Origin of the sequence: Cupriavidus sp. NPDC089707 (genome assembly GCF_044748965.1) — a bacterium.
GTDB lineage: Bacteria > Pseudomonadota > Gammaproteobacteria > Burkholderiales > Burkholderiaceae > Cupriavidus.
Map to the genome: position 1 here is coordinate 118,510 of NZ_JBIVHB010000006.1, position 22,540 is coordinate 141,049.

The 22,540-nt window shown below is 68.0% G+C and carries 22 protein-coding genes; 7 read left to right on the forward strand and 15 right to left on the reverse strand.

The window, feature by feature from the left end; translation table 11 throughout:
• Positions 1-2 precede the first annotated feature (2 nt).
• Positions 3-764: a uroporphyrinogen-III C-methyltransferase gene (gene cobA, locus ACIP1U_RS12250; protein ID WP_400314992.1), complete on the forward strand. Its 762-nt coding sequence runs from the start codon at positions 3-5 to the stop codon at positions 762-764.
• A 90-nt stretch (positions 765-854) separates the two neighbouring features.
• Entirely contained in the window at positions 855-1,628 is a 774-nt protein-coding gene (locus tag ACIP1U_RS12255; RefSeq protein ID WP_400314994.1) for a helix-turn-helix domain-containing protein, read from the forward strand.
• 28 nt (positions 1,629-1,656) lie between these two features.
• Here ACIP1U_RS12255 and ACIP1U_RS12260 read toward each other — a convergent pair whose 3' ends face one another.
• Genes ACIP1U_RS12260 through ACIP1U_RS12270 form a run of 3 tightly spaced genes read right to left on the reverse strand, consistent with a single transcriptional unit; the run spans position 1,657 to position 4,005 of the window.
• Positions 1,657-2,124: a RidA family protein gene (locus tag ACIP1U_RS12260; RefSeq protein WP_400314995.1), complete on the reverse strand. Its 468-nt coding sequence runs from the start codon at positions 2,122-2,124 to the stop codon at positions 1,657-1,659.
• Entirely contained in the window at positions 2,121-3,002 is an 882-nt protein-coding gene (locus tag ACIP1U_RS12265) for a PhzF family phenazine biosynthesis protein (RefSeq protein ID WP_400314996.1), read from the reverse strand. The genes ACIP1U_RS12260 and ACIP1U_RS12265 overlap by 4 nt, the downstream gene beginning before the upstream one ends.
• 16 nt (positions 3,003-3,018) lie before the next feature.
• Positions 3,019-4,005 carry a Bug family tripartite tricarboxylate transporter substrate binding protein gene (locus ACIP1U_RS12270; RefSeq protein ID WP_400314998.1) on the reverse strand — a complete coding sequence of 329 codons (987 nt, stop codon included), beginning with the start codon at positions 4,003-4,005 and terminating at the stop codon, positions 3,019-3,021.
• A gap of 182 nt (positions 4,006-4,187) precedes the next feature.
• Here ACIP1U_RS12270 and ACIP1U_RS12275 point away from each other — a divergent pair, with 182 nt between their 5' ends.
• Positions 4,188-4,649 carry a potassium channel family protein gene (locus ACIP1U_RS12275; protein WP_400315000.1) on the forward strand — a complete coding sequence of 154 codons (462 nt, stop codon included), beginning with the start codon at positions 4,188-4,190 and terminating at the stop codon, positions 4,647-4,649.
• A gap of 49 nt (positions 4,650-4,698) precedes the next feature.
• Here the strand turns inward: ACIP1U_RS12275 and ACIP1U_RS12280 are convergent, their stop codons facing one another.
• The 5 genes from ACIP1U_RS12280 to ACIP1U_RS12300 form a co-directional block, all read right to left on the reverse strand.
• Entirely contained in the window at positions 4,699-5,463 is a 765-nt protein-coding gene (locus ACIP1U_RS12280; RefSeq protein ID WP_400315001.1) for a DUF4410 domain-containing protein, read from the reverse strand.
• 232 nt (positions 5,464-5,695) lie between these two features.
• Positions 5,696-7,027: an ATP-binding protein gene (locus ACIP1U_RS12285; protein WP_400315443.1), complete on the reverse strand. Its 1,332-nt coding sequence runs from the start codon at positions 7,025-7,027 to the stop codon at positions 5,696-5,698.
• Positions 7,028-7,041: 14 nt separating this feature from the next.
• Entirely contained in the window at positions 7,042-7,755 is a 714-nt protein-coding gene (locus ACIP1U_RS12290; RefSeq protein WP_400315002.1) for a response regulator, read from the reverse strand.
• Positions 7,756-7,832: 77 nt separating this feature from the next.
• Positions 7,833-8,132 (reverse strand): EF-hand domain-containing protein, encoded by a 300-nt coding sequence (locus ACIP1U_RS12295; protein WP_400315004.1) that lies wholly within the window; start codon positions 8,130-8,132, stop codon positions 7,833-7,835.
• An 86-nt stretch (positions 8,133-8,218) separates the two neighbouring features.
• The gene (locus ACIP1U_RS12300) at positions 8,219-9,211 is read right to left on the reverse strand and encodes a hypothetical protein (protein ID WP_400315005.1); all 993 of its coding nucleotides are present in this window, start codon (positions 9,209-9,211) and stop codon (positions 8,219-8,221) included.
• A 253-nt stretch (positions 9,212-9,464) separates the two neighbouring features.
• On the opposite strand from ACIP1U_RS12300, the gene ACIP1U_RS12305 reads away from it, so the two are divergent.
• Positions 9,465-10,379, forward strand: a complete 915-nt coding sequence (locus tag ACIP1U_RS12305; RefSeq protein WP_400315006.1) for a sterol desaturase family protein — start codon at positions 9,465-9,467, stop codon at positions 10,377-10,379.
• A 380-nt stretch (positions 10,380-10,759) separates the two neighbouring features.
• Here the strand turns inward: ACIP1U_RS12305 and pobA are convergent, their stop codons facing one another.
• Positions 10,760-11,929: a 4-hydroxybenzoate 3-monooxygenase gene (pobA, locus tag ACIP1U_RS12310; RefSeq protein WP_400315007.1), complete on the reverse strand. Its 1,170-nt coding sequence runs from the start codon at positions 11,927-11,929 to the stop codon at positions 10,760-10,762.
• Between the two features lie 128 nt (positions 11,930-12,057).
• Here pobA and ACIP1U_RS12315 point away from each other — a divergent pair, with 128 nt between their 5' ends.
• A complete protein-coding gene (locus tag ACIP1U_RS12315; RefSeq protein WP_400315008.1) occupies positions 12,058-12,945 on the forward strand; it encodes a helix-turn-helix domain-containing protein in 888 nt (295 codons plus the stop codon).
• Between the two features lie 4 nt (positions 12,946-12,949).
• On the opposite strand, the gene pcaD is transcribed toward ACIP1U_RS12315, so the two are convergent.
• The 4 genes from pcaD to pcaH all read right to left on the reverse strand — a co-directional run bounded on the left by pcaD (position 12,950) and on the right by pcaH (position 17,198).
• On the reverse strand, positions 12,950-14,134 hold the full coding sequence (pcaD, locus tag ACIP1U_RS12320; protein ID WP_400315010.1) for a 3-oxoadipate enol-lactonase: 1,185 nt from the start codon (positions 14,132-14,134) through the stop codon (positions 12,950-12,952).
• Between the two features lie 301 nt (positions 14,135-14,435).
• Positions 14,436-15,827: a 3-carboxy-cis,cis-muconate cycloisomerase gene (locus ACIP1U_RS12325; RefSeq protein WP_400315012.1), complete on the reverse strand. Its 1,392-nt coding sequence runs from the start codon at positions 15,825-15,827 to the stop codon at positions 14,436-14,438.
• Positions 15,828-15,922: 95 nt separating this feature from the next.
• Positions 15,923-16,492, reverse strand: a complete 570-nt coding sequence (pcaG, locus tag ACIP1U_RS12330; RefSeq protein WP_400315013.1) for a protocatechuate 3,4-dioxygenase subunit alpha — start codon at positions 16,490-16,492, stop codon at positions 15,923-15,925.
• Positions 16,493-16,496: 4 nt separating this feature from the next.
• Complete coding sequence (gene pcaH / locus ACIP1U_RS12335) at positions 16,497-17,198, reverse strand: protocatechuate 3,4-dioxygenase subunit beta (RefSeq protein ID WP_400315014.1); 702 nt, start codon at positions 17,196-17,198, stop codon at positions 16,497-16,499.
• Positions 17,199-17,293: 95 nt separating this feature from the next.
• On the opposite strand from pcaH, the gene ACIP1U_RS12340 reads away from it, so the two are divergent.
• Entirely contained in the window at positions 17,294-18,253 is a 960-nt protein-coding gene (locus tag ACIP1U_RS12340) for a LysR substrate-binding domain-containing protein (RefSeq protein ID WP_400315015.1), read from the forward strand.
• Between the two features lie 8 nt (positions 18,254-18,261).
• Here ACIP1U_RS12340 and ACIP1U_RS12345 read toward each other — a convergent pair whose 3' ends face one another.
• The gene (locus tag ACIP1U_RS12345; protein ID WP_400315017.1) at positions 18,262-19,644 is read right to left on the reverse strand and encodes an MFS transporter; all 1,383 of its coding nucleotides are present in this window, start codon (positions 19,642-19,644) and stop codon (positions 18,262-18,264) included.
• A gap of 477 nt (positions 19,645-20,121) precedes the next feature.
• Here ACIP1U_RS12345 and ACIP1U_RS12350 point away from each other — a divergent pair, with 477 nt between their 5' ends.
• Positions 20,122-20,331: a DUF2905 domain-containing protein gene (locus tag ACIP1U_RS12350; RefSeq protein WP_400315018.1), complete on the forward strand. Its 210-nt coding sequence runs from the start codon at positions 20,122-20,124 to the stop codon at positions 20,329-20,331.
• A 60-nt stretch (positions 20,332-20,391) separates the two neighbouring features.
• Here ACIP1U_RS12350 and ACIP1U_RS12355 read toward each other — a convergent pair whose 3' ends face one another.
• On the reverse strand, positions 20,392-22,344 hold the full coding sequence (locus ACIP1U_RS12355) for a methyl-accepting chemotaxis protein (RefSeq protein WP_400315020.1): 1,953 nt from the start codon (positions 22,342-22,344) through the stop codon (positions 20,392-20,394).
• Positions 22,345-22,540 lie beyond the last annotated feature (196 nt).

Sequence of the window (22,540 nt, forward strand, 5' to 3'; positions counted from 1 at the left end):
GCATGAACTCTCCCCTCAAGCCCGGCATGGTCTGGCTGGTCGGCGTCGGCCCCGGCAGCCCCGACCTGGTCACGGTGCGCGCAGTGCGCGCGCTTGCATCCGCCGACGTATGGCTGGTCGATGACCTGGTCTCGCCGGAGATATCCTGCTATGCCCGGCCCGGCACGCATGTCGAGTGGGTCGGCAAGCGCGGCGGCCGCTGCTCGGTCACACAGGCGCGCATCCAGCAGCTGACGCTGCAGCACGCGCTGGCCGGCCGCACCGTGGCGCGCGTCAAGGGCGGCGATCCGCTGCTGTTCGGCCGCGGCGGCGAAGAGGCCGCCTTCCTGCGCGCGCACGGCGTGCCGGTGGAAGTGGTCAACGGCATCAGCAGCGGCATGGCGGCGGCGCAGGCCCTGGGTATCGCGCTGACCCACCGCGCCCACTGCCACGGCGTGACCTTTGTCACCGGGCACACCAGCGAACACGGCTCGCCCGACTGGGATGCACTGGTGCGTGGCGGCACAACGCTGGTCATCTACATGGGCATGAGCCGGCTCGCGGCGATCCGGGACGGGCTGCTGGCGGCTGGCATGCGCGCCGACGTGCCGGCGGCGGTGGTGATGCATGCCGGCGGCGCGGAAGAACGCTGCTGGGCCGGCACGGTGCAAACGCTCGCCGAAGCGTTGTCCGCCGGGATGGCCAGCCCGGCGGTGGTGCTGGTGGGCGGCGTGGTGGCAGAGGCCACGCCACAGGTGACGGCCTTGTCGCCCGCCGCGCCGTAACTCTCGCTGGCGGGACTCCCCGTCCTGCCCGCGATATGGCACCATCGTCGGCACGCCCAAATCACAAGCAATCGCCCGCAATCGCCGAAAGTGGCCGCCCTGACACATCACTCCCCCAAGCTGCACCTGACCGCCGAGCGTGGCTTTGTCTTGCATGAAAGCCGCCACGCGGGCTTCCGGCGCGAATGGCATACGCACGACTGCAGCATGCTGCTGTGGACGCGCGCCGGCCGGCTGCGCAGCGTGTGGGAAAACCAGCCCGACGCGCGGCAGCCCGGCCCGGTCGCGGCCACGCTGGTACGCGGCGGCGCGGTCCTGCTGCCGGCGTCGACGCGCCATTTCACTGCGGCGGAAGCCGGCCGCCAGCATCACGGCGAACTCTACCTGCCCCCGGACAGGCTGCGCGGACCCGCGCCCTACGGCGCGCTGCGGCTCGACGGCGCTGCGCTGGCGATGCTTGAAGCGCTGCTGACGCCCGGGCTTGCGCCTGCCAGCGCAGAACTGCTGGTGCGCGCGATCGTCGGCCAGATCATGGCCAGCCCGCTGCTGGCGCTGCCTCAGGAGCCGGCCTCCCTCGCGCTCAGACTGGTGCGATGCTTCAGTACGGCGCTGGAGCGCGACCAGGCGCTTCCGTCGATCGATGCCGCGGCCTGTACCCTGGGCGTCTCGGCGCGGCAGCTGCAGCGCGCCTGCCAGCTCGAATTTGGCGCCAGCCCGGTCGCTATCCGCCGGCGGGTGCTCGCCGCGCATGCGCGCGGCCTGCTGGCCGCAGGGCTACCGCTGTCCCGCGTCAGCGAGCGTCTTGGCTTTGCCAGCAGCGGCCATCTCGCGCGCCTGCTGCGCGAGGTGCCGCCTGCGGGGTGAGCGCACTGCCCGGGTCATTACCTGCCATTCACGCCAGGCAGGCCTCCAGTTCGATCTCGATCCAGGCACGGTCCGGCAGGCTTGCCACACCCACCGCGGTGCGGGCCGGCAGCGCCTGGTCGGGAAAAACCAGTGCCAGCAACGCGGAGGCACTGTCCACCACCAGCGAGTGCCGGGTGAAATCGCCATGCGCACGCACGAAGCCGCGCAGCCGCGTGACCTGCCGCACTGCCGCCAGTTTGCCACCGGCGGCTGCGCGCAGCGCGGCCAGCGCATTCAGCAGCGCCACCTCGGCTGCAAGGCAAGCGGCCGGGATATCGGCTTCGGTGGCGCAGCAGCCAGCCATGGCGATGCCGTCACGCCGCGGCGTCTGGCCGCTGATGCTGATGCGGCCATCTATCACGCAGGCCGGCGCGTAGCTGCCGCGCGGGACGGGCGCGTTCGGCAGCACAAAGCCCGCGGCCGCGAGCCGGGCTTCCGGCGTTGTGGCGCTCATGACTGGCTCCATTGGACCGCGCCGCTGAGCCAGCAGCCCTGCGCCCTGCCGTCGGCCGCCGTGCGCGGTGCCACCACGATTTCCGAGGGGCGGCCCATGGTTTCGCCCTGCCGTACCGCGAGCACTGGCGCGACACCCCGGGAATTGCCGAAAAGGTGCCCCCACAGCGCCGCGGCGGCAATGCCGGTGGCGGCGTCCTCCGGGTAGCCGGAAGAGCGGGGAAACTGCCGTGCATGCACCACCCGCGTGGCCGGCGGCGCTGCCGCGTCGTCCGTTGCCGCATCCGCGTACGGGTACAGCCCGGTGGACCCAATCACATCGCACAACTCCGCCATCCGTGTGAAGTCCGGCTGCAGCGCGGCCAGCGCCGGTGCATCCGGCATCGCCACCAGTGTCTTGACGCGGCTGGTGCAGGCATTTGTCATGGCATGGCCAGCGCCGCCGCCGGGCAGGCCCAGCACCGCGGCGACCGCCCGGCGCTGGACCGCATCCAGCGCGCTTGCCTGTACCGGCGGCTGCGAAATCCACACCCGCTGCGCCGCGTCATCCCAGCGCGCCGTCACGATGCCGCTCACCGTCTCCACGCGCGCGGCCGGCGTGGTCCAGAGGCCCCATTGGCGCAGCGCCCACAACGCGCCCACCGTGGCATGGCCGCACATCTCCATCTCGTGCCGCGGCACGAAGAAGCGCAGGCGCAGGTCCGCCCCATCGGCCGACGGCGGCAGCACAAAGGCGGATTCATGGCCGTGGCGCGCCGCGACCTGCTGCATGTCCGCCTCGGACATGCCTCGCGCATCGGCCACCAGCGGTACCGGGTTGCCGCCGCCGGAGCCACGTACGAATACGTCGATCAGCGCTACGCGGCCACACACGGGCATGTTGTGTTGCTGTGGCTTATTCAATCGTCGCTCCCACGGACCGGGCGATCTCGCCCCAGTAGGACAGGTCGTTCTGCACCGCGGCAAGCATCTCGGCAGGCGTGCCCGGGCGCGCCGTCACACCCTTGTCGGCGAGTTCGCGAACGGTGTCCTTGTCCGCCAGCACCTGGTTGAGCGCCTGGTTCATGCGCGCGATCACCGGCGCCGGCGTCCCGCGCGGAAATGCCAGTCCATACCAGAGCTGCTGCGCGAAGCCCGGCACGCCCTGGCTGGCGAAGGTCGGCACGCTGGGCAGCAGTGGCGTCGGCGCCGTCGTCGCGACGGCAATAAGCTTGCTGGCGCGGAGGTACGGCACAAGTCCCGCGGGGTTGTCGAACATCAACTGTACCTGGCCACCGATGAGGTCGGTATATGCGGGCGCTGCGCCGCGATACGGCACATGCGTCAGCGGCACCCTGGACAACGCCTGGAATTGCACACCGATCAGGTGCGATACCGTGCCCACGCCGACCGAGGCAAAGCTGTGCTGCTCAAGCTTGGCGTGGCGCAGCCGGTCGAGCAGCGTCTTCACGTCAGGTGCCTGCAGTGCGCGATTGACCGCGAGCACATAAGGCGACGTGCCGATAAAGCCGGCGTAGGCAAAGTCGGTGGCCGGCCTGTACGGCAGCCTGGGATAGACGCTGGCGCTGACCGCATGCGTACTGGTGGTCGCCACGCCGACCACGTAGCCGTCCGGCGCGGCACGCGCCACGAACGTCGAGCCGATGGTGCCGCCCGCGCCGCTGCGGTTGTCGATCACTACGGGCTGGCCGAGCGCCGCCTGCAGTTTGGGCTGGAGGGTGCGAACCAGCAGGTCGGTGCCGCCGCCGGCCGGAAACGGCACCACCAGTGTGACCGGCTTGGTGGGCCAGTCCTGCGCGACCGCAGCACCGGCCGGGGCCAGACAAAGCACCCCGAGCATGCAGGCGGGTAGATTGGGAAGGAAGGGTGGCAGGGTTGCCATGGCGCGTTCTCCTTGACTCGAACGGCTTGAGTCTAGGGATGGCGCACCCTGCGGCCAAACCGGCAGGCGACAGGCCTTGATCCGAAATCGGACCATCGCAATTGGCGCCTCATCATGCTGCCCAAACATGCAGCCGCCCCACTGGAGTAGCATGGGGCCGCGCGACAACAACAGGCACAACCATGCTGACCAAGGCTCTCTTCGCATTCCTCTTGATGGCGCTTTGCGTATCGATCCACGCGATCGGCATCATGGCCGCATTTCACTGGCTCAAGTGGCGGATCCCGCCGGGTCCGCGCTACTTCTGGCGCGCCACGCACGCGCTGATCAGCCTGGCGGCGTGCACGATCCTGCTGCACCTGTTGCAGATCATGGTCTGGGGCCTGTTCTACTACTGGCGCGCCGGGATGCCGGATGTGCTCACGGCGCTCTACTTCAGCGCCGTGACCTACACCACCACCGGATATGGCGACGTGGTGCTGCCGCAACCATGGCGCCTGGTGGGCAGCGTGGAAGCGCTGACCGGCATCCTGATGTGCGGCCTGTCGACCGGCTTGTACTTCGCGTTCTTTTCCAAGGTGGTGACCAACGCGCTGCGCCACCGGGAAAGCGAAGGCCCCGCGCAAGGCGGGGCCGGGGCTTGATGGTCGAAGGCGGCGCGGGGCGAGCCGTCCCGCCTCACGTGCCTGCCGCTTAGCGAGCCGCCGAGGCGCTCAGCCAGCCTTCCTCTGTGCTCGCAGCCGCGACCTGGTTGGCAATCGAATGGCCCAGGCGCGTGGCATCGGCGGAGATCGAGTCGTGCGTCATTTCCGTGGCGCCGTGCACCCCGGCGCCACCGGCAGCCGCCATCGCCACATGTCCGGCCGCGGCGCCGATGCCGGCGGTTTCCGCCATGCCGGGGATATGGCCGCTATCCGCATTGGCAACAAAGCTCTGCAGCGAAACCGGGGCGCCGTTGGCAGGCTTGTACGAGATGCGCACGTCGGCCACGACTTCGCTCTTGCCCGCACCCAGGCCAATCAGCAGACGGCGACGGCCGCTGCCTTCATCGATCTTGCGGAAGTCGCCCTCGACGATCAGCGCGTTGGCACCCGCCGGCGCCGGCGCATCGGAACGCACCGCGTTCAGGCCCATGCCGCGCAGTTCGCGCACGATCTCGCTGGCGACCTGCTCGCGCGCTTCGGCCGCGGTCTGGTCTTGCGCGCTGGCCGACGAGCCGCCCGTAGCCATCATCTTGACCTTCTGCGCCAGGCCACCGTCAAGCTTCACCTGCCCGGCATCGGCGTCGAACGCGTGGACGTAGATCACGTCGGCGTGCGCGGCCTGCATCAGGCCCATCTGGTTGATGCCGGTGACACCGGCGTTGGCGCAGCCGGCGCCGAGCAGGGCGGTGGCGGCGAGTGCGGCGATGGTCAGGCGCTTGGTTTGCTTGGCGATGGTCTGGAGAGCGTTGCGCATATCGGTTCCTTTGGGTTGGCGAGTCGTGCCGTCGGTGGTCTGGAAAAGCTGTCACCGACATCGTTGCATCAGGGGATCGCAAACCATCGGGAGCTTCTTGTCGCGCTGCCTGCTTCGGTGTTTCCGTGCGTGGCGTCGCGATGACGGAAGTATGGGAAAGACCCGCGCGCAGCGCCATGTGGGAATTATTTCGCGCCATGTCACGGCCCCAGCGGGAGGAGAAGATGCAGCGCTACGCCGCCGGTGCCTGCAGCGGCAGCGCCACCACCGCCTCAAGCCCGCCGCCATCGCGCTGGCGGAACTGCAGTGTGCCGCCGTGCAGTCGCGCGATGCGCTCGACGATGGCCAACCCGAGCCCTGTGCCACCAGCGTGGCCGCGCGCGTTGGCGCCGCGGCTGAAGGGCGCCTTGAGCTGCTCCAGCTCGTGCGCGGCGATGCCGGTGCCGCGATCGCCGACGGCCACGTAGGCACACCCGGCATCGCGCCACGTGCGCACGCTGAAGCCTGACTTGCCGTAGACGACAGCGTTCTGCATCAGGTTCATCAGCAGCCGCATCAGGCTGACCGGGCGATAGGAAACCGGCGGCAATTCCTCCAGCGACAGCGCGAACTCATGTCCCAGGCCGGCGAAGTCGGCAGCGAGCTGCGACACGAGCGCGTTGACGTCGCCGGGCTGCGGCTGCTCTTTCTCACCGCTGCCGGCGTAGTCCATGAATTGCTGCAGGATGGTCTCGATGTGGTCCAGGTAGCCCTCGGCCGAGGCCACGAACGCGTCGTCGGCGCCGCGCGGGATCGACATGGCCATGGCCAGGCGCAGCTTGGTCAGTGGCGTGCGAATGTCGTGCGAGACACCCGCCAGCATCAGCGCCCGCGTCTGCTCGGCCTGCTGCAACGCCTGCGTCATCTGGTTGAAGGCACCGCTGACCTGCGCGATCTCGGTCGGGCCGTCAGTCGGCAGTGGTGGCGGTGTCGATCCGGCGCAGATGTCCTGCGCGGCACGCGCAAGGTCCTGCAGCGGCCGGTTCAGGTGGCGCTGGATCAGGTAGCCGGTCAGTGCCGCAAGCAGCGCCAGCGCGGTCGACAGCGCCAGCGCCGTGGCGATGCCGCCGGCGCGCACGTCCTCGCTGATCGGCAGGCCGATCCAGCGGGGCTCGCCGCCCACATGCATGCGGATCCAGAGCTGCTCGGCCTCGCCGGCCTGCCATCGCACCGGCATGTCGGCGGGCAGGTGGCGCCGCAGCGCCTCCATGAAGACATCGCGTTGCCACGTGCGCAGCAGGTGCTGCAGATCGGCCGCTGGTTTCGCAACCGCATGCTCGGGCTCTTGCGCCTGCGCGCCCATGCGCGTGGCCGCGACACCGCTGGGGTCAAGCGGCATTGCCGCCACCACGCGGTCTAGCGTGCGCACGTAATCGGCAAAGACGATGGCAGCGCGCTCGATGCGCGGGCGCTGCACGTAATGCAGCAGCACCGTCAGCGAACACACCTGGGTGATGGCCACCAGCGCCACCAGCAGCCAAATATTGCGCGCCAGCAGCGAGCGCGGCAGCAGGCGCCGGAACATGAACGACGAACGCGTCACGAATCCACGCCGGCGACCAGCATGTAGCCGACGCCCCACACGGTCTTGATAAAGCGCGGCTTGGACGGATCGTCTTCGACTATCTGGCGCAGCCGCAGGATCTGCACGTCGATGCTGCGGTCGAGCGCGTCATGGTCGCGCCCGCGCGCCCGCGCCAGCAGGTTCTCGCGGCTGACCGCGCGGTTCGGCGACGATCCCAGCGCGTGCAGCAGCAGCATCTGCGCCGAATGCACTTCGACCGGCTCGCCGCCGCGCAGCAGGGTCTGCTTGCCGACATCGAAGGTGAAGTCGCCGAAGCGCAGCCTCTGCGTAGTCACGGTGAGGTCGCCGGCCGACATCTTCTGCCGGCGCAGCAGCGCGCGGATACGCGCCACCAGCTCATCCGGCACGAAGGGCTTGGCGAGATAGTCGTCGGCACCCGTTTCCAGGCCGGCGACGCGGTCCATCGGGTCGCCCTTGGCCGTGAGCATCAGGATCGGCAGCGTATGGCCCTCTGCCCGCAGGCGCTTGCAGATGGTGAGGCCGTCCTCGGGCTCCATCATCAGGTCGAGCACCAGCAGGTCGTGCGGCTCGCGCTGCAGGTACTTGTCGAGCTGCTTGCCGTCGGCCACCGCGCGCACGCGGAAGCCGTGCCCGCTCAGGAAGCGTTGCAGCATGTTGCGCAGCTCGGCTTCGTCGTCGAGCACGACAATCCTGTTCACCTGTTCCATCACGGGTCTCCGGCGATGCCGGCGGGCTGACGCCGGCTTGCTGCCGCAACTTCGGCGCCAGGCTTCAGCGCATGGCTTCAGCGCGACATCTTCTGCTTCATGAACGCCTCGAGCTGCGGCAACGTTACGTAGCCCAGCCGCTGCGTGTCGATCTGGTCGAAGTGGCTCGCGACCATCGGCATGCCGGCCTGCGCCTGCTCGCGGGTCAGCTTGCCGTCCCGCGTGGTGTTCGCGCTGGCGAAACGCTCCTGCAACTGCTGCACGGCACGCTCGGCCCGCACTCCACCGGCACCTGCCGCTGCCGGCATCTCGGCACTTTGTGCATAGGCGCCTGCAGAAACAATACACAACATAAGCACTGCAATCATCTTCTTCATGATGGACTCCGTGGGACAGCCGGCCCTTGCCGGCCCTTGCCGGCGATTGGTAGGGGAAAAATCGATGGGAAAGCGCGTCGTTGCGCTCAGACCACGTGAGCGGGTACCCACACGCCGCCGGCCCAGTGGCCGGGGATCATGACGCCCGGACGGGCGACGTAGACCGCGCGCGGCGCGACATAGACCGTGCGCGGCACCGGTGCGGCGACCACGACGCGGACCGGCGGCGGCGGGGCCACCACGACCTTCGCTGGCGGCGGCACGTACACCGTGGCGGGCGCCGGGGCCGGCACGTAGACCGGCGGCGGAGGCGGCGGCGTGACCACCACGGGCGGCGTGCTGACTGCCACCGTCGTACCCACCGTGCCGACGGCAGCCACAGTGCCGACCGCTCCGACCGTGGTGACGGTCGTGCCGCCGGTCGTTACTGCCGCGCCGTGGACTACGGTAGTGCCGCCGCCGGTGGCCACGACCCCAGGCGCCACGCTGGTGGCGCTGCCCGAGTGCGTAGCGGTGCCGCCCTGCGCGCCAGTCACGGTGCCCGAGCGGTAGCAGGTCGAGCCGGCGCAGCTGGTCGCAGCGGCGTGCCCGTAGGTATTGCCATTTGCGCCAGTGACGGTGCCCGACGATGAATACTGGCCCGCGCCATCGCGGGTCACGCTCCCGGAAGTCGTGGCGGTCTGGCCGTTGGGGCCGGTCAGATCGCCGCTGTGCGAGCAGGTGCCGCCGGCGCAACTGGTGCTGCCGTCATGCTGCACCGAGCGCCCGTTGGGACCGATGGCGGTGCCGCTGTTGCTGAACTGGCCCGGCGCGGTGCGTGTGACCATGCCGGTGTTGGTCGCCAGTCCGCCATGCGGGCCTTCGATGCCGTCGGCGTGCGAGCAGCTGCCGCCACCGCAGGCGCCGATATGCCCGGTGTTGAACGTGCCGCGCGGCGTGTAGGCCGTGCCGTGGCCGCCGAACGCGGCATAGGCGGGCGTGCTCGACAGGATCACCAGCGCGCCGCCGGCGATGCCGAGCAGGCAGTGCAGGCGCAGCCTGCGGGGAGAGCTTCCGGTATTGGCGGGGCGTTTCGTCATGGCAGTCCTTCTGGTCAGGTTCATGCCGCGTAATGGGTCGCGGCGACGGTCGAACTTTAGGCAAGGGACCGCGGCTTTTCGCGGTGAGAAGAATGTCGCGGTGTTACACCGCCCGCGCCCTTTCGCACATGACATACGGCGAAATAATTGCTGCATGGCGCCGCTCGGGTCCAGCCACTACATTTGCCTCACCGACGCAGCAAGCAGTCAACCCCGCAAGCCAAGCGTCCCACCTCACCGCACTGGACCCGACATGCACAACCTCGGAAAATTCACCCTCTACGTCACGGCGTTTATCGTGGCGGTCTCTCTGGTCGAAGCCTTCGTGCTGGCACGCAAGACGAACCGCCAGGGCAAGGCCTACCCCTGGCATGAAGTTGCCCTGTCACTGGCCGACCTGATTGGCCGCAAACTGCTGGCGCTGCTGCCGCTGTCGCTGGCCACGCCGGTGTTCGCGTTTGCCTGGCAGCACCGTATCTTCACGGTCGAGATCAACAGCGCGCTGGCCGTGCTGCTGCTCTTCCTCGGACAAGAGTTCTGCTACTACTGGTACCATCGCGCCTCGCACCGCATCCGCTTCTTCTGGGCGACGCACGCGGTGCACCACTCGCCGAACGAGCTGACGCTGGGCACGGCCTATCGCCTGGGCTGGACCGGCAAGATCACTGGCACCGCCATCTTCTTCGCGCCACTGGTCTTCCTGGGCGTTCGTCCTGAAGTGGTACTGGCCACGGTGAGCCTGAACCTGCTGTACCAGTTCTGGCTGCACACCACCTGGATCCCCAAGCTGGGCTGGCTCGAATACGTGTTCAACACCCCGTCTGCGCACCGCGTGCACCATGCCTCGAACATCGACTACCTCGATGCCAACTTCGGCGGCGTGCTGATCATCTTCGACCGCCTGTTCGGCACCTATGTGGAAGAACGTGAGGACGAGCCCTGCCGCTATGGCCTGGTCAAGCCGACCACCACGCATAACCCGATCGTTAATCAGTTCGAGCACTGGGTCAGCCTGGGCAAGGACATGGCCAATGCCGGCAGCCTGCTGAATGCGATTGGCTATGTGGTGATGCCCCCGGGTTGGACGCCAGATGGGTCGGGTGAAACCACGGAGAGTCTGCGGCTGCAGGCGCAGGCTGAGCGCGCGGTGGCGGTGGAGGTCAGGTAATCCCTGCGGGACGCAGGATTGGAAAGCGCGGCAAAGGCCGCGCTTAGGCTGCCGACAAGGTCAAAGGCTGCGAATGTTGTCTCCCCTCTCCCATTTATGGGAGAGGGGCGGGGGAGAGGGCAGGAGTTACCACGAAGTGAGGCGCCACAGTGCTTGCCATGCGCCTGCCCTCTCCCCGGCCCCTCTCCCGCAAGCGGGAGAGGGGAGCAAGCAACCTGGAATTCTCCCTTTGTCTGCAATCTGAGCGCGGCAAAGTCCGCGCTTTTTTCTTGCTGCTGGCGACGCTCGCGCAGCTGCCGGCTTGCTCTCCCCTCCAGCACGCGTCCTGCACGCGGGAAGGGGGAGCCTTCACTGGCGGTGGTCGTTTGCGTTCAGCACTGTCAGTAAGGCAACCCCACATAATTCTCCGCCAACCCCCGGCACGCCGCTTCCGAACCCACCAGGTAATCGAGTTCGGCCCGCTGCATGCGCAGCGCAAACGGATCCGCATCCGGGAAGCGATGCATCAGCGAAGTCAGCCACCATGAAAAGCGCTCGGCCTTCCAGATGCGGCGCAGGCAGCGCGCCGAATAGGCATCCAGCTCGCGCTTGTCGTCATGCCGGCAGGCGGCGATCAGTCCGTCGGCCAGGGTCAGTACGTCGCTGGCCGCCAGGTTCAGCCCCTTGGCGCCGGTAGGCGGCACGATATGCGCGGCATCGCCAGCCAGGAACAGGTTGCCGAAGCGCATCGGCTCGCAGACAAAGCTGCGCAATGGCGCGATGCTCTTCTCGATGCTCGGCCCCGTCACCAGCGACTGCGCCGTCCCCGGATCAAGGCGATGGCGCAGTTCGTCCCAGAAGCGGTCATCGGACCAGTCCTCCACGCGCTCGCTGGAAGGCACCTGTACGTAGTAGCGGCTGCGCGTGCGGGAGCGCATGCTGCATAGCGCAAAGCCGCGTTCGTGGCTGGCGTAGATCAGTTCGTCCGCCACCGGCGGTGTGTCCGAGAGAATGCCAAGCCAGCCGAACGGATAGACGCGCTCAAACAACTGCGTGGCGGTATGCGGCACGCTCTGGCGGCTGACGCCATGGAAGCCGTCACAGCCGGCGATGTAGTCACAGCAGATCTCGCGCGCGACGCCGTCCTTGCGATAGCGGACCACCGGACTCGCACTGTCGAAGTCATGCAGGCTGACATCCTGCGCCTCATAGACCGTAGTGATGCCCGCTGCCTGCCGTGCCGCCATCAGGTCGCGCGTGACCTCGGTCTGGCCGTAGACGGTCACGCTGCGGCCGACCAGCGCGTGCAGGTCGATGCGATGGCGCTGGCCATCGAACGACAGCTCGATGCCATCGTGCACCAGCCCTTCCTCATGCAGCCGCGCCGCCACGCCCGCGCGCTCCAGCGCATCGACGGTCACGCTCTCGAGAATGCCGGCGCGGATGCGCCCCAGCACGTATTCCGGACTGCGTTGTTCGACGATGATGTTGTCGATGCCCGCCTTGGTGAGCAACTGCCCGAGCAACAGGCCGGCGGGGCCGGCGCCGATGATGGCAACCTGAGTGCGCATGTCTTGTCTCCTTGTGCATATCGATCTGGTGGCGCTAACGATAGTCGCCGGACGCCCGCTACGGAATGGACAGACCGAACCAATGACAGGACAATCGGAACATTGCTGGTAAACACTGACGCCCCCCCGTGAGACCTGTCCCGACCTACTCCCTGTACGGCGTGAATTCGTCCGAGCCGCTGTCCGATCAGCTGCATTTCGAGTCCATCGCGGCGCGCAGCCGGCTGCACGGGTGGGAGATCAAGCCCCACCGGCATGAGCGCTTCCTGCAAATTCTGTACATTCATGCGGGTGGCGGAGAAGCGCTGCTCGAAGAGCGCCGCGAGCCGTTGCGCGGCGGCTCGCTTGTGACGATGCCGCCGCGGCACATCCACGGCTTCGTGTTCACGCCGGACACTGACGGCATGGTGGTCACCATGACCGACAGCCACCTGCGCACGCTGCTGGCGGGTCTGCCGGATGCGCTGCCGCTGTTCGATCACCCGCGTCACGACCGCGTGCGGCAAGGCCGCGCGCTGGCGGATACCCTGGCGCTGTTTCGCGGGGAGATGGAAGCCGTGTCCGCCTGGCGCGGGGCGTCGCTGTCGGCGCTGCTGACGCTGATGCTGATCGGCATCGCGCGGCTGGCCAATGCCTCGGCGCCGGCAGCCGCGCGCAGCAACAGCCGCCCGGCTCGGCACTTCCAGCACTTCCAGCAACTGCTGGAATCGGACTACCGCGAGCAAAAGGAGATCGGCTACTACGCCGGCGCGATTGGCATCACGCCCACGCAGCTCAACCGTGTGTGCCGCCAGGCCTCAGGGCAGTCCGCCCTGCAGCTGATCCACGCGCGCGTGCTCGCCGAAGCGCAGCGCGACCTGCTCTTCAGCGATCTGGAAATCAAGCACATCGCGCTGTCGCTCGGGTTCTCCGATGCGGCGTACTTCTCGCGCTTCTTCGCGCGGCAGGTTGGACAGACGCCCACGGAGTTCCGGCAATCGGGGCGGGCGCGGCTGCCGGTGTTCGCGGTGCGCTGATGGATCAGGCTGGCTTGTCCATCAGGTCCATCGCGGCGAAGATTTCCTCAGCCATGTGGAAGGCGGAATTCGCCGCCGGCACACCGCAATAGATCGCCGTCTGCAACAGCACTTCCTTGATCTCCTCGCGCGTCACGCCGTTGTTGGCCGCTGCGCGCAGATGCAGCTTCAGTTCGTCCGTGCGGTTCAGCGCCACCATCATGGCGATGGTCAGCAGGCTGCGCGTATGGCGCGGCAGGCCCTCGCGCGTCCAGATCTCGCCCCAGGCATAGCGCGTGATCAGGTTCTGGAATTCTTCGTTGAGCGGCGTCAGCCGCGCCAGCGAACGATCGACATGCGCGCTGCCGAGCACCTCGCGCCGCACCGAGAGGCCGGCGTCATAGCGAGCGTGGTCGTCGCTCACGGGCAGGCGGCCGCGCACGAAATCGATCAGTGCAGCAGTGAAGCGGCCCGGCTGCTCGAAGTTGGAGATATGCGCGGCAGGCAATTCGATAAAACGCGCACCGGGAATCGCATCGGCCAGCGCGCGCCCCTCCTGCGCCGTGGTCGATGGGTCATGGATGCCGGCGATGACCAGCACCGGCACCGTGATCGACGACACCGTCTCGCGGAAGTCGGCGTCGCGCACCGCCGCGCAGTTGGCCGCATAGCCGCGCGGATCGAGTCCTGCCAGCACGTTGCGCAGGCCGTCCAGCGCACGGTCGGCCGTGGCGGCAAACCCGGGGGTGAACCAACGCTCGACCGAAGGCGCGACCATCACGCCCAAGCCGTCGCGCAGAACGGTGTCGATGCGCGTGTTCCATCCCTGCGCGTTGCCGATCCTTGCGGCAGTATTGGCCAGCACGATGCGGGAGAAGCGCTCGGGCGCATGGATGCTGAGCCACATCCCCGTCAGGCCACCCATCGACAGGCCACAGAACACGGCCTGGCCAATGCCCAATGCGTCCAGGATGGCGATCACATCCTGACCGAGTTGTTCAACGGTGAAGGCATCGCCGGGTGCGGTCGAGAGGCCGTGGCCGCGCGTGTCGTAGCGCACCACGCGAAAGCGCCCGGCCAGCGTGGCGGCCTGTGGCGCCCACATGGTGTGGTCGGTGCCGAGCGAGTTGGAGAAGACGATGGCCGGTGCGGACTCGGGGCCGTCGACGGTGTAGAAGAGGCGGGCGCCGGCGTGGTCTAGATAAGGCAAGGGGGTCTCCCTGGATATTGGTTATTGGTGAAATTGGCGCGCGACGGGCTTGGCAGGCGCCTGCCCTCTCCCCTACCCCTCTCCCGCAAGCGGGAGAGGGGAGCGTTCACGACGGGTGAGGGCCAACTCGATGACCTCCGCATACCGGCCGGTTTGCTCCCCTCTCCCGCGCGCGGGAGAGGGGCGGGGGAGAGGGCCGGCGCTACCACGACGTACCGCCCTGCCAATACTCGGCAAGCCAGCAAGCCAGCAGTCAGCCTCGGGAGAAGCCGACACAGCAGGCGGTCGTGCGGATCGCACATCAATGCCTCGCCACCGCTTCCCGCCACGCCGCCACCGCAGCATCGGCGAACTGCACCGACTGCCCCGCATAGTTAGCCGGATCGGCCAGCCGGTCCAGCGCAGCCGCATCCAGCAGTCCGGCATGCGCGGGATCTTCGCGCAGCAGTGCCGCCAACGCGTCGCGCAGGCTCGTGCCCCGATCCACCGCGCGCCGCGAGGCGCTTTCCACCAGCTTGTGCGCCGGCAAGCGGCCGATGCGAGCACCCAGCGCCAGCATCGCAGCCTCGCCGAGGATCAGCCCGTGCGTGAGATCGAGGTTGGCACGCATGCGCGCCGCATCGACCTGCAGCCCTGCCACCACCTCGCCCATCTGGCGCAACGCGCCAGCGGCCAGCGTGACGATCTGCGGCAGCGTGTCCCATTCCGCCTGCCAGCCGCCAAGCGCGCGCTCATGTTCCTGCACCATGCCTGACAGCATGGTGGCCACCAGCGGCGGCACGCGCACCGATGCCGTGAGCACCGCCGCGCAGCCGACCGGATTGCGCTTGTGCGGCATGGTGCTGGAACCGCCGCGGCCGGGCCCGGTGGGCTCGGCCACTTCCGCCACCTCGGTCTGCATCAGCAGCGAGATGTCGCGAGCCATCTTGCCGAGCGTGCCGGTCAGCATGCCGAGCGTGGTGGCAACCTCGACCATGCGGTCACGATGCGCATGCCACGGCAGCACGGGTGCGACCAGGCCCAGCTCGCGAGCCAGTGCGGCAACCACGCCGGGCGCGGCATCGCCGAGACCGGCAAGCGTGCCCGCGGCGCCGCCGAACTGCAGCGCGCGGGCCTGCGCGCGCGCTGCATCAAGGCGGGCGAGGTCGCGACGCAGCGCGTCGAGCCAGCCGGCGGCCTTGCAGCCAAAGGTGGTCGGCAGTGCATGCTGCAGCCAGGTGCGCGCCACCATCGGCGTGGCGCGATGCGCGGTAGCCAGCGCGGCGCTGGCTTCGCCCAGGCGGACCAGGTCGGTATCGAGCACGCGCAGCGCGTCGCCGAGCTGGAGTACCAGCGCGGTATCGATGATGTCCTGGCTGGTGGCGCCCCAGTGCACGAAGCGCGCCGCCTCGGCATCGCGCGCAGCCACGGCGGCGGTCAGTTGCTTGACGAAGGGAATGGCAAGATTGCCGGCTGCGACCGCGGCCTGTGCCAGTGCATCGCGGTCGATGGCGCCGACGTCGCGGCAGACTTCGGTGATGACTGTCGCGGCGGCGGCCGGAATCACGCCGCATTGCGCTTCGGCGCGCGCGAGCGCGGCCTCAACGGCGAGCATGCGTTCCACGGTGCCGGCGTCGGAGAAGATGTCCAGCACAGCGGGGCTGCCGAACATGGGGTCGGTTAGGCGCGTGACGGTTGGCGTGACGGTTGGCATGGGGGCGATCGGTAGGGGTCGTGACGATGACGACCACCTGATTATGCGTCTGTCGCCGGCGGCCCAGGTGCTTCCCCGGCCGCCGGCGCAGCGTGTCAGATATTGAAGAACACCGTCTCGCCCGGGCCTTGCAGCACGATATCCCAGCGCAGCGTGCCGTTGCCGGCATCGTTGCCAACCAGCGTGCCGCGCCGCTCGGCCGGCACCAGCGCCAGCACCGGATCGGCCTCATTGGCCGCGGCCTCGTCCGGGAAGTACATGCGCGTGGCGACGTGCTTGACCAACCCGCGCATGAACACCGACACCATGATGTGCGGCGCCTGCGGCAGGCCGTCGGCACCGGGCACGGTGCCCGGCTTGACGGTGACGAAACGGAACGACCCGTCAGCCTCGGTCGGCACGCGGCCGAAACCGGTAAAGCCGGGCACCAGCGGCAGCTCGCGCGTGTCTTCGGCGTGGCGGTAGCGGCCGGCGGGATTGGCCTGCCAGATCTCGACCATGCCGTCCGGCACGGGCTCGCCGTTGCCGTCGGTCACGCGGCCTTCGATCACGATGCGCTGGCCGGCCAGTGCCGGTGCGCTGGCGGTCAGGTCGGCGCAGTTCAGCCCGCTCAGGCCGATATGGAGGTAAGGACCGACGGTCTGGGATGCGGTGGCATAAAGCATGGTCTTACTCCATCGGCGTGGCATCGCGGCCACGCAGCACGATATCGAAACGGTAGCCGAGCGCGTATTCGGGCTGGGTGGTCTCCCAGTCGAGGCTGGCGATGAGCCGGTCGCGCGCCTTCTCGTCCGGCACGCAGTTGAAGATCGGGTCGAACGGCAGCAGCGGATCGCCGGGGAAATACATCTGCGTCACCAGCCGCGTGGCGTAGGCATTGCCGAACAGCGAGAAGTGGATATGCTGCGGCCGCCAGGCATTGTGGTGGTTGCGCCAGGGATAGGCGCCGGGCTTGATGGTCTTGAACCGGTAGTGCCCGTTGGCGTCGGTGACGGTGCGGCCCTCGCCGGAGAAATGCGGATCCAGCGGCGCGTCATGCTGGTCACGCTTGTGCACGTAGCGGCCGGCCGCGTTGGCCTGCCACACCTCGATCAGCGCGTTCGGCACCGGCCGGCCATTCTCGTCCAGCACACGGCCCGTCACAAGGATGCGCTCGCCGATGGGCTCGCCGCCGTTGCCGACGGTGAGGTCGTTATCGCCTTCGCGGACGAGCTCGGCGCCGAAGGTGGGGCCGGTCACTTCGGACAACGACTGCGGCAACGCAATCAGCGGCTGGCCCGGCGAGCGCTTCTGCGTGGAAGCGTAGGGATCGAAGCGGTATTCGGGCTGGGTGTCCCAGTAGGGACGGCGATACTGGGCAAGGCGGTTCATTGCGCAGTCTCCTTGTCGTTGGAATGGTATTGACTTTAAGCAACACATAAAGTCATGTAAATTGAGATTTATGAGAATTTCGATAACTTTTCAGCATGAAAACCCCCGCCCCGCCCGCGCTCGAAATCTTCCGCAACCGCGTGCGGCTGCGGCATCTCTATTGCTTCGTGGCGGTGTCGCAGACCCAGCACCTGGGCCGCGCCGCCGATCGCCTGGGGCTGACGCAGCCAGCCGTGTCCAAGACCCTGAGCGAGCTGGAGGAACTGACCGGCACACGCCTGCTGGTGCGCCAGCGCGCGGGCACGGAACTGACCACCGCCGGCACGCGCTTCCTGCGCCACGCCCTGCGCATCCTTGCGGATATCGATGCGGCGGCCGACAGCATGGCCGGCGAGCAGGCGCAGCCACAGGAGCGCATCCGGCTGGGCGCGCTGCCCAGCGTCGTGCCGGCGGTGCTGACCGATGCCTTGCTGCGCTTCCGTGCCGCACATCCCGAGGTCGGGCTTGCCGTCCAGACCGGCATGAACCGCAGCCTGATCGACCAGCTCAAGGCCGATGTGCTGGATCTCGTCATTGGCCGGATGGATGACCCGGTTGCCATGGAAAGCCTGTGGTTCGAATCGCTGGGCCCGGACTCGCTGGCACTGGCGGTGCGTCCCGGGCATCCTCTTGCCGCCATTGCCGTATCGCGGCGGCCGACCTTGCTTGACGTGCTGGCCTGGCCGCTGGTGATCCCCGCCGCGGGCTCGATCCCCCGCCACAACACCGAAAGCCTGCTCGCCCGCCACGGCCTGCCCCTGCCGGGCGGATGCGTGGAGACGTCGGATGCCTACCTCGGACGGCTGCTGGCCCGCAACAGCGACTGTGTATGGGCTGCGCCGCTGTCCGCCGCGCAGCGCGCGGTGTCCGAGGATGAGCTGATCCTCCTGCCGCTCGATACGCAGGGCACGGAGGAACCAATCGGCCTGCTGCGGCACGGCGACCGCACGCTCAGCCCGATGGCCGAAGCGCTGGCGGACTGCATCCGCGCCGCGGCCCGGCCGGTTGCCGCTTAGGTTGGCGCTCAGTGAGCTGCCACGCCTGCGCTGCCGGCGGTGTCGGCACCCGCCGGCGCGCGACTGCCGCTCAAATGCTTGACCACCAGCGCCCCGGCGGCCAGGAATGCCGGCACGGCGAGCAGCGTAAAAATGGTATCGAAGCCAAGATGCAGGCGCAGCAGTTCGGCACCGAGCAACGCCCCGGTGATGCCGCCGAAGCGGCCGATGCCAAGCATCCACGCCACCCCGGTGGCACGGCCCTGCGTCGGGTAGAACGCCGCGGCCAGCGAAGGCATCGACGACTGCGCGCCGTTCATGGCGGTGCCGGCCAGGAAGATCAGCACGCCAAGCAGCACCTGGCTGCCGGTCCCGTGCCCCACGGCGTAGATCAGCACGCCGGTGGCTGCGTAGGTGATGGCAATCACCTTGTTCGGATTGAAGCGGTCCATGAACCAGCCGGCCGCGATGGTGCCGATGCCGCCGCCGAGCGGGAACAGCGCCGTCAGGAATGACGCTTGCTGGATCGAGAAGCCGGCGTCCTTCATCAGCGTGGGCATCCAGCTCGTGAGCAGGTAGAAGATGACCAGGCCCATGAAGTAGGTGCACCACAGCATCGCCGAACCCAGGCGATAGCCGGGCGCCAGCACGGTGCCGATGGCGGAGTGGGCCGCGGGCGCCTGCTCGCCGATGATGAAGGCGTTCGCCCCACCCACGTCTACGCCGGTCACGCGCCGCAACAGCTGGCGGATCTGGTCAGCCGGATAGTTGCGCACCACCATGTAGCGCACCGACTCCGGCAGCAGCACCACCAGCAGCAGCGCGAGCGCAAGTGGCACGATGCCGCCAAGCAGCAGCACGCTGTGCCAGCCGAAGTGCGGGATCATCGCGGCGGCGACAAAGCCGCCGGCTGCGGAGCCGAGCGGAAAGCCGCAGAACATGGTGTTCACCAGCACGGCCCGGCGGCGTTGCGGCGCGAACTCGGCGGTCAGCGTCACGGCATTGGGCATGGCGGCACCCAGGCCCAGGCCGGTCAGGAAGCGCAGCACCGTCAGCCAGCCCAGCGTGGGCGCAAAGGCCGTGGCCAGGCTGCAGGCACCAAAGAAGAAGACCGACAGCACCAGCACCTTCTTGCGGCCGATGCGGTCAGCCAGCGGGCCGGCAAAGATCGCGCCGAAGGCGAGCCCGAACAGGGCCGCGCTCATGACGGGCCCAAGGGCCGATTTCTCGATCCCCCAGTCCTGCACCAGCGCCGGCGCGATATACCCGATGGCGGCGGTATCGAAGCCGTCGACGGCAACCACCAGGAAGCAAAGCACAAGAACGAGCCACTGGTAACCAGTGAATCGCTGTCCGTCGATCAGGGCCTGGACGTCCGCGACGCCAGCCTTGGTTTGGAGGGATTGGGGCACTGTTGTCTCCGTCTGCCTTGAAAATCGCGCGGTCCACCCTGCAAGCGTGGCGCTACGATCTTGTTCTAATAGCGAACTCACGTTCTCTAGCTGAACGAATCTTAGGCAACGGGCATCGGGGCCAAGAATTAGCGTTAACCCGGCAAAAAAGGCGTGCCACCGGAAGCCGGATTCACTATAATTTCTCTATTTTCAGGCCATTCCACGCCATTTAATGTCATTACTAGCTATTTTCATCCACAACTTATCGAGCTTGTGAAATTATCAATCCTTCGCACGGAGATGAATAAGAAAATTTCATAGAAAAAGCGCCATCGCTCAATTTACATTCCGGGAATCTCTGGAAATCTCAGCGCCCTGATCGGCTGGCGCTCGCAGCAGGCCGGAATCCATGCGTCAAGCGCCGGTCAAATGCCTCAAGATGGCATGCGACATCCGCATGCCACGGAATGAAAGCTTGAGACCGTCCCCCATCCCATGCAACGCCTGCTCCTCATCCTGGGCGCCGTGCTGCTGGCCGCCGGCGCCGCCTGGCCCTGGCTGTCGAAGCTGCCGTTCGATCGCATTGGCCGCCTGCCCGGCGACATCCATATCGTCCGCGACGGCTTCAGCTTCTACCTGCCGATCACGACCTGCATCCTGGTGTCGGTGGTGGTCTCGGTCGTGATCTGGCTGGTGCGGCGCTAATCCGGCGCTAATCCGGCGCTAATCCGGCGCTAATCCGGCGCTAACCCCGCGCCACCGGAATCAGGCCGCCTGCGCCTCGGTGCGGAACACCGCCATCGCGTGCTGCATCTGCTGCGCCTGCGCCTGCAGCGACTGCGCCGCGGCGGCCGCCTCCTCCACCAGCGCGGCGTTCTGCTGCGTGGCCTGATCCATCTGCGCCACCGCCTGGTTGACCTGCGCAATGCCGCTGCTCTGCTCGCGCGAGGCATGACTGATCTCGTCCATCATCGCCGTCACGCGCCGGATCGCGGCCACCGTGCTGTCCATGCTGGCGGCAGCATCCACCGCCAGCGACGTGCCGGATGCCACGCGCTGCGCCGACTGCGAGATCAGCGTGCCGATTTCCTTGGCCGAATTGCCGGCGCGCTGCGCCAGCCCGCGCACCTCGGCCGCCACCACGGCGAAGCCGCGCCCGGCCTCGCCCGCGCGGGCGGCTTCCACCGCTGCGTTCAGCGCCAGGATATTGGTCTGGAAGGCGATGGCATCGATCACCGCGGTGATGTCGACGATGCGGCGCGAATCCGCTTCGATGTCCTGCATGGTCTGCTGCATGCGGCCCACCGCGGCGCCGCCGGCCAGCGCGATGTCCGACGCCGCGCGCGCCAGTTCGCTGGCCTGCCCTGCACTGCCGGCGTTCTGCTGCACGGTGGCGGTGAGTTGCTCCATGCTGGCCGCGGTCTGCTCCAGCGACGAGGCCTGTTCCTCGGTGCGCTGCGACAGGTCGATATTGCCCTGCGCGATCTCGCCGGCGGCAACCAGCACGTTGTGCGCGCCGGCCTTGGTATCGCCAATCAGCCCGCGCCAGCTGTCCACCAGCGACAGCAGGTGGCGCTTGACCTCGCTAAACTCATCGCGCCCGTGCACCGCCATGCGCAGGCTCAGGTCACCGGCGTTGATGCGGCCAAGCATGTCCCCCACGGCGCGCACGTCGCTGCGCATGCCGCGGCTGAAGCCGCTGAACAAATAGAAGGCAAGGGCCAGCGTGACCACGCCCAGCGCCGCCAGCAGCGCGAACTGGCGCTGCTGCGCGGCGATGCGCTGCGCCAGCATGGCGCCGGTGATCGCTGAAAATTCCTTGTTCGCGGCCAGCACGCCATTGATCGCCGCGGTCGCCTCGTCGAAATAGGTCTTGGCATCGATGCTGATGCCGCTCGCACCAAGCATGCGCACCCTGAGCGTGCGGTAGAAGTTGTCCATCGCCGCCAGCTGCCGCATGGCCGCGTCGAGCTGTGGCTGGTATGCCGGCGCATGCTTGCGCGCGCGCGCGACATCGCGCCGGATGGCCTCCAGTCCCTCCTGGATCTGCTCGGCGAGCGCGCCCAAGTCGGCCTGCTGCGCGGCATCGGCATAGCCGCCCTGCGCAATGATGCCGGCGCCGCGCCCGCGGGCCAGCGCGCTGTGCTCAGCCAGGCGCGGCATCGGGCCGACCATCAGGCTGATCAGGTAGTACGTGCCGGCTTCGCCGTCGAGCGCAAGCTCGGAGCGGTCAGCCACGTCGCTGATGAACAGCTGCGTCTGCTTGACCAGCGCGCTGTGACGCTCGAACAGCGGCCCGGGCGTGGTGTTCAGGCCGAGGCCGCGGATGTGCTGCCAGTCCTGCTCCAGCTTGCGCGCCGCTGGCTCAAGCGCAAATCCGGGATTGTCGGTGGTGGCGCGCAGCAGTTCGGCGAGGTTGGCCGCGCCCTTGCCGTCGGCCGCGTCGAAGGTCGGCCGGAAGCTGGCGTTGCCGGCCAGCACGGTATTCGCGGCACCGCGCCGGACCTGCGTCTCGCGCATGAAGTCAAGCGCGTGGCCGACGATGACCAGACCGCGCCGTTCGCTGTCGGTGGCGCGGATCGACTGCGCCGAGCCATGCAGCACGACGTACATCGCGCCGCACAGCGGCACGAGGAACAGCACTGCGATCAGGATCAGTTTCTGGTTGATGTCAAGGCGCGCCATCAGGCGCTCGGCGGGGCGGAAAAAGGCTGTCATCGGCTCGGCTGGACTGGCAAGAAAGGACTGGCAAGGGGTTGGCTTTCCCCCCGGCTATCGGCTGCGTTTTCCAGGCCTGAAGCACGAATTCTGATCGTTTTGACGATGCGCAAACGGGGGGCAGGAAATGCCCTGCAGCGGGGCAAAATGCACGCGCAGGGGGCAGGAAAATCGCGCTTGCACGCGAATCGACGGG

Coding starts and splice junctions, on each gene's coding strand:
- ACIP1U_RS12290 (WP_400315002.1), bottom strand. CDS start 7,755: ATGGAACAGGTGAACAGGATTGTCGTGCTCGACGACGAAGCCGAGCTG.
- pcaG (WP_400315013.1), bottom strand. CDS start 16,492: ATGCTTTATGCCACCGCATCCCAGACCGTCGGTCCTTACCTCCATATC.
- ACIP1U_RS12285 (WP_400315443.1), bottom strand. CDS start 7,027: ATGTTCCGGCGCCTGCTGCCGCGCTCGCTGCTGGCGCGCAATATTTGG.
- ACIP1U_RS12295 (WP_400315004.1), bottom strand. CDS start 8,132: ATGAAGAAGATGATTGCAGTGCTTATGTTGTGTATTGTTTCTGCAGGC.
- ACIP1U_RS12300 (WP_400315005.1), bottom strand. CDS start 9,211: ATGACGAAACGCCCCGCCAATACCGGAAGCTCTCCCCGCAGGCTGCGC.
- ACIP1U_RS12270 (WP_400314998.1), bottom strand. CDS start 4,005: ATGGCAACCCTGCCACCCTTCCTTCCCAATCTACCCGCCTGCATGCTC.
- cobA (WP_400314992.1), top strand. CDS start 3: ATGAACTCTCCCCTCAAGCCCGGCATGGTCTGGCTGGTCGGCGTCGGC.
- ACIP1U_RS12355 (WP_400315020.1), bottom strand. CDS start 22,344: ATGACAGCCTTTTTCCGCCCCGCCGAGCGCCTGATGGCGCGCCTTGAC.
- pcaH (WP_400315014.1), bottom strand. CDS start 17,198: ATGAACCGCCTTGCCCAGTATCGCCGTCCCTACTGGGACACCCAGCCC.
- ACIP1U_RS12275 (WP_400315000.1), top strand. CDS start 4,188: ATGCTGACCAAGGCTCTCTTCGCATTCCTCTTGATGGCGCTTTGCGTA.
- ACIP1U_RS12280 (WP_400315001.1), bottom strand. CDS start 5,463: ATGCGCAACGCTCTCCAGACCATCGCCAAGCAAACCAAGCGCCTGACC.
- ACIP1U_RS12325 (WP_400315012.1), bottom strand. CDS start 15,827: ATGCCAACCGTCACGCCAACCGTCACGCGCCTAACCGACCCCATGTTC.
- ACIP1U_RS12265 (WP_400314996.1), bottom strand. CDS start 3,002: ATGCCCGTGTGTGGCCGCGTAGCGCTGATCGACGTATTCGTACGTGGC.
- ACIP1U_RS12340 (WP_400315015.1), top strand. CDS start 17,294: ATGAAAACCCCCGCCCCGCCCGCGCTCGAAATCTTCCGCAACCGCGTG.
- ACIP1U_RS12260 (WP_400314995.1), bottom strand. CDS start 2,124: ATGAGCGCCACAACGCCGGAAGCCCGGCTCGCGGCCGCGGGCTTTGTG.
- pobA (WP_400315007.1), bottom strand. CDS start 11,929: ATGCGCACTCAGGTTGCCATCATCGGCGCCGGCCCCGCCGGCCTGTTG.
- ACIP1U_RS12305 (WP_400315006.1), top strand. CDS start 9,465: ATGCACAACCTCGGAAAATTCACCCTCTACGTCACGGCGTTTATCGTG.
- ACIP1U_RS12350 (WP_400315018.1), top strand. CDS start 20,122: ATGCAACGCCTGCTCCTCATCCTGGGCGCCGTGCTGCTGGCCGCCGGC.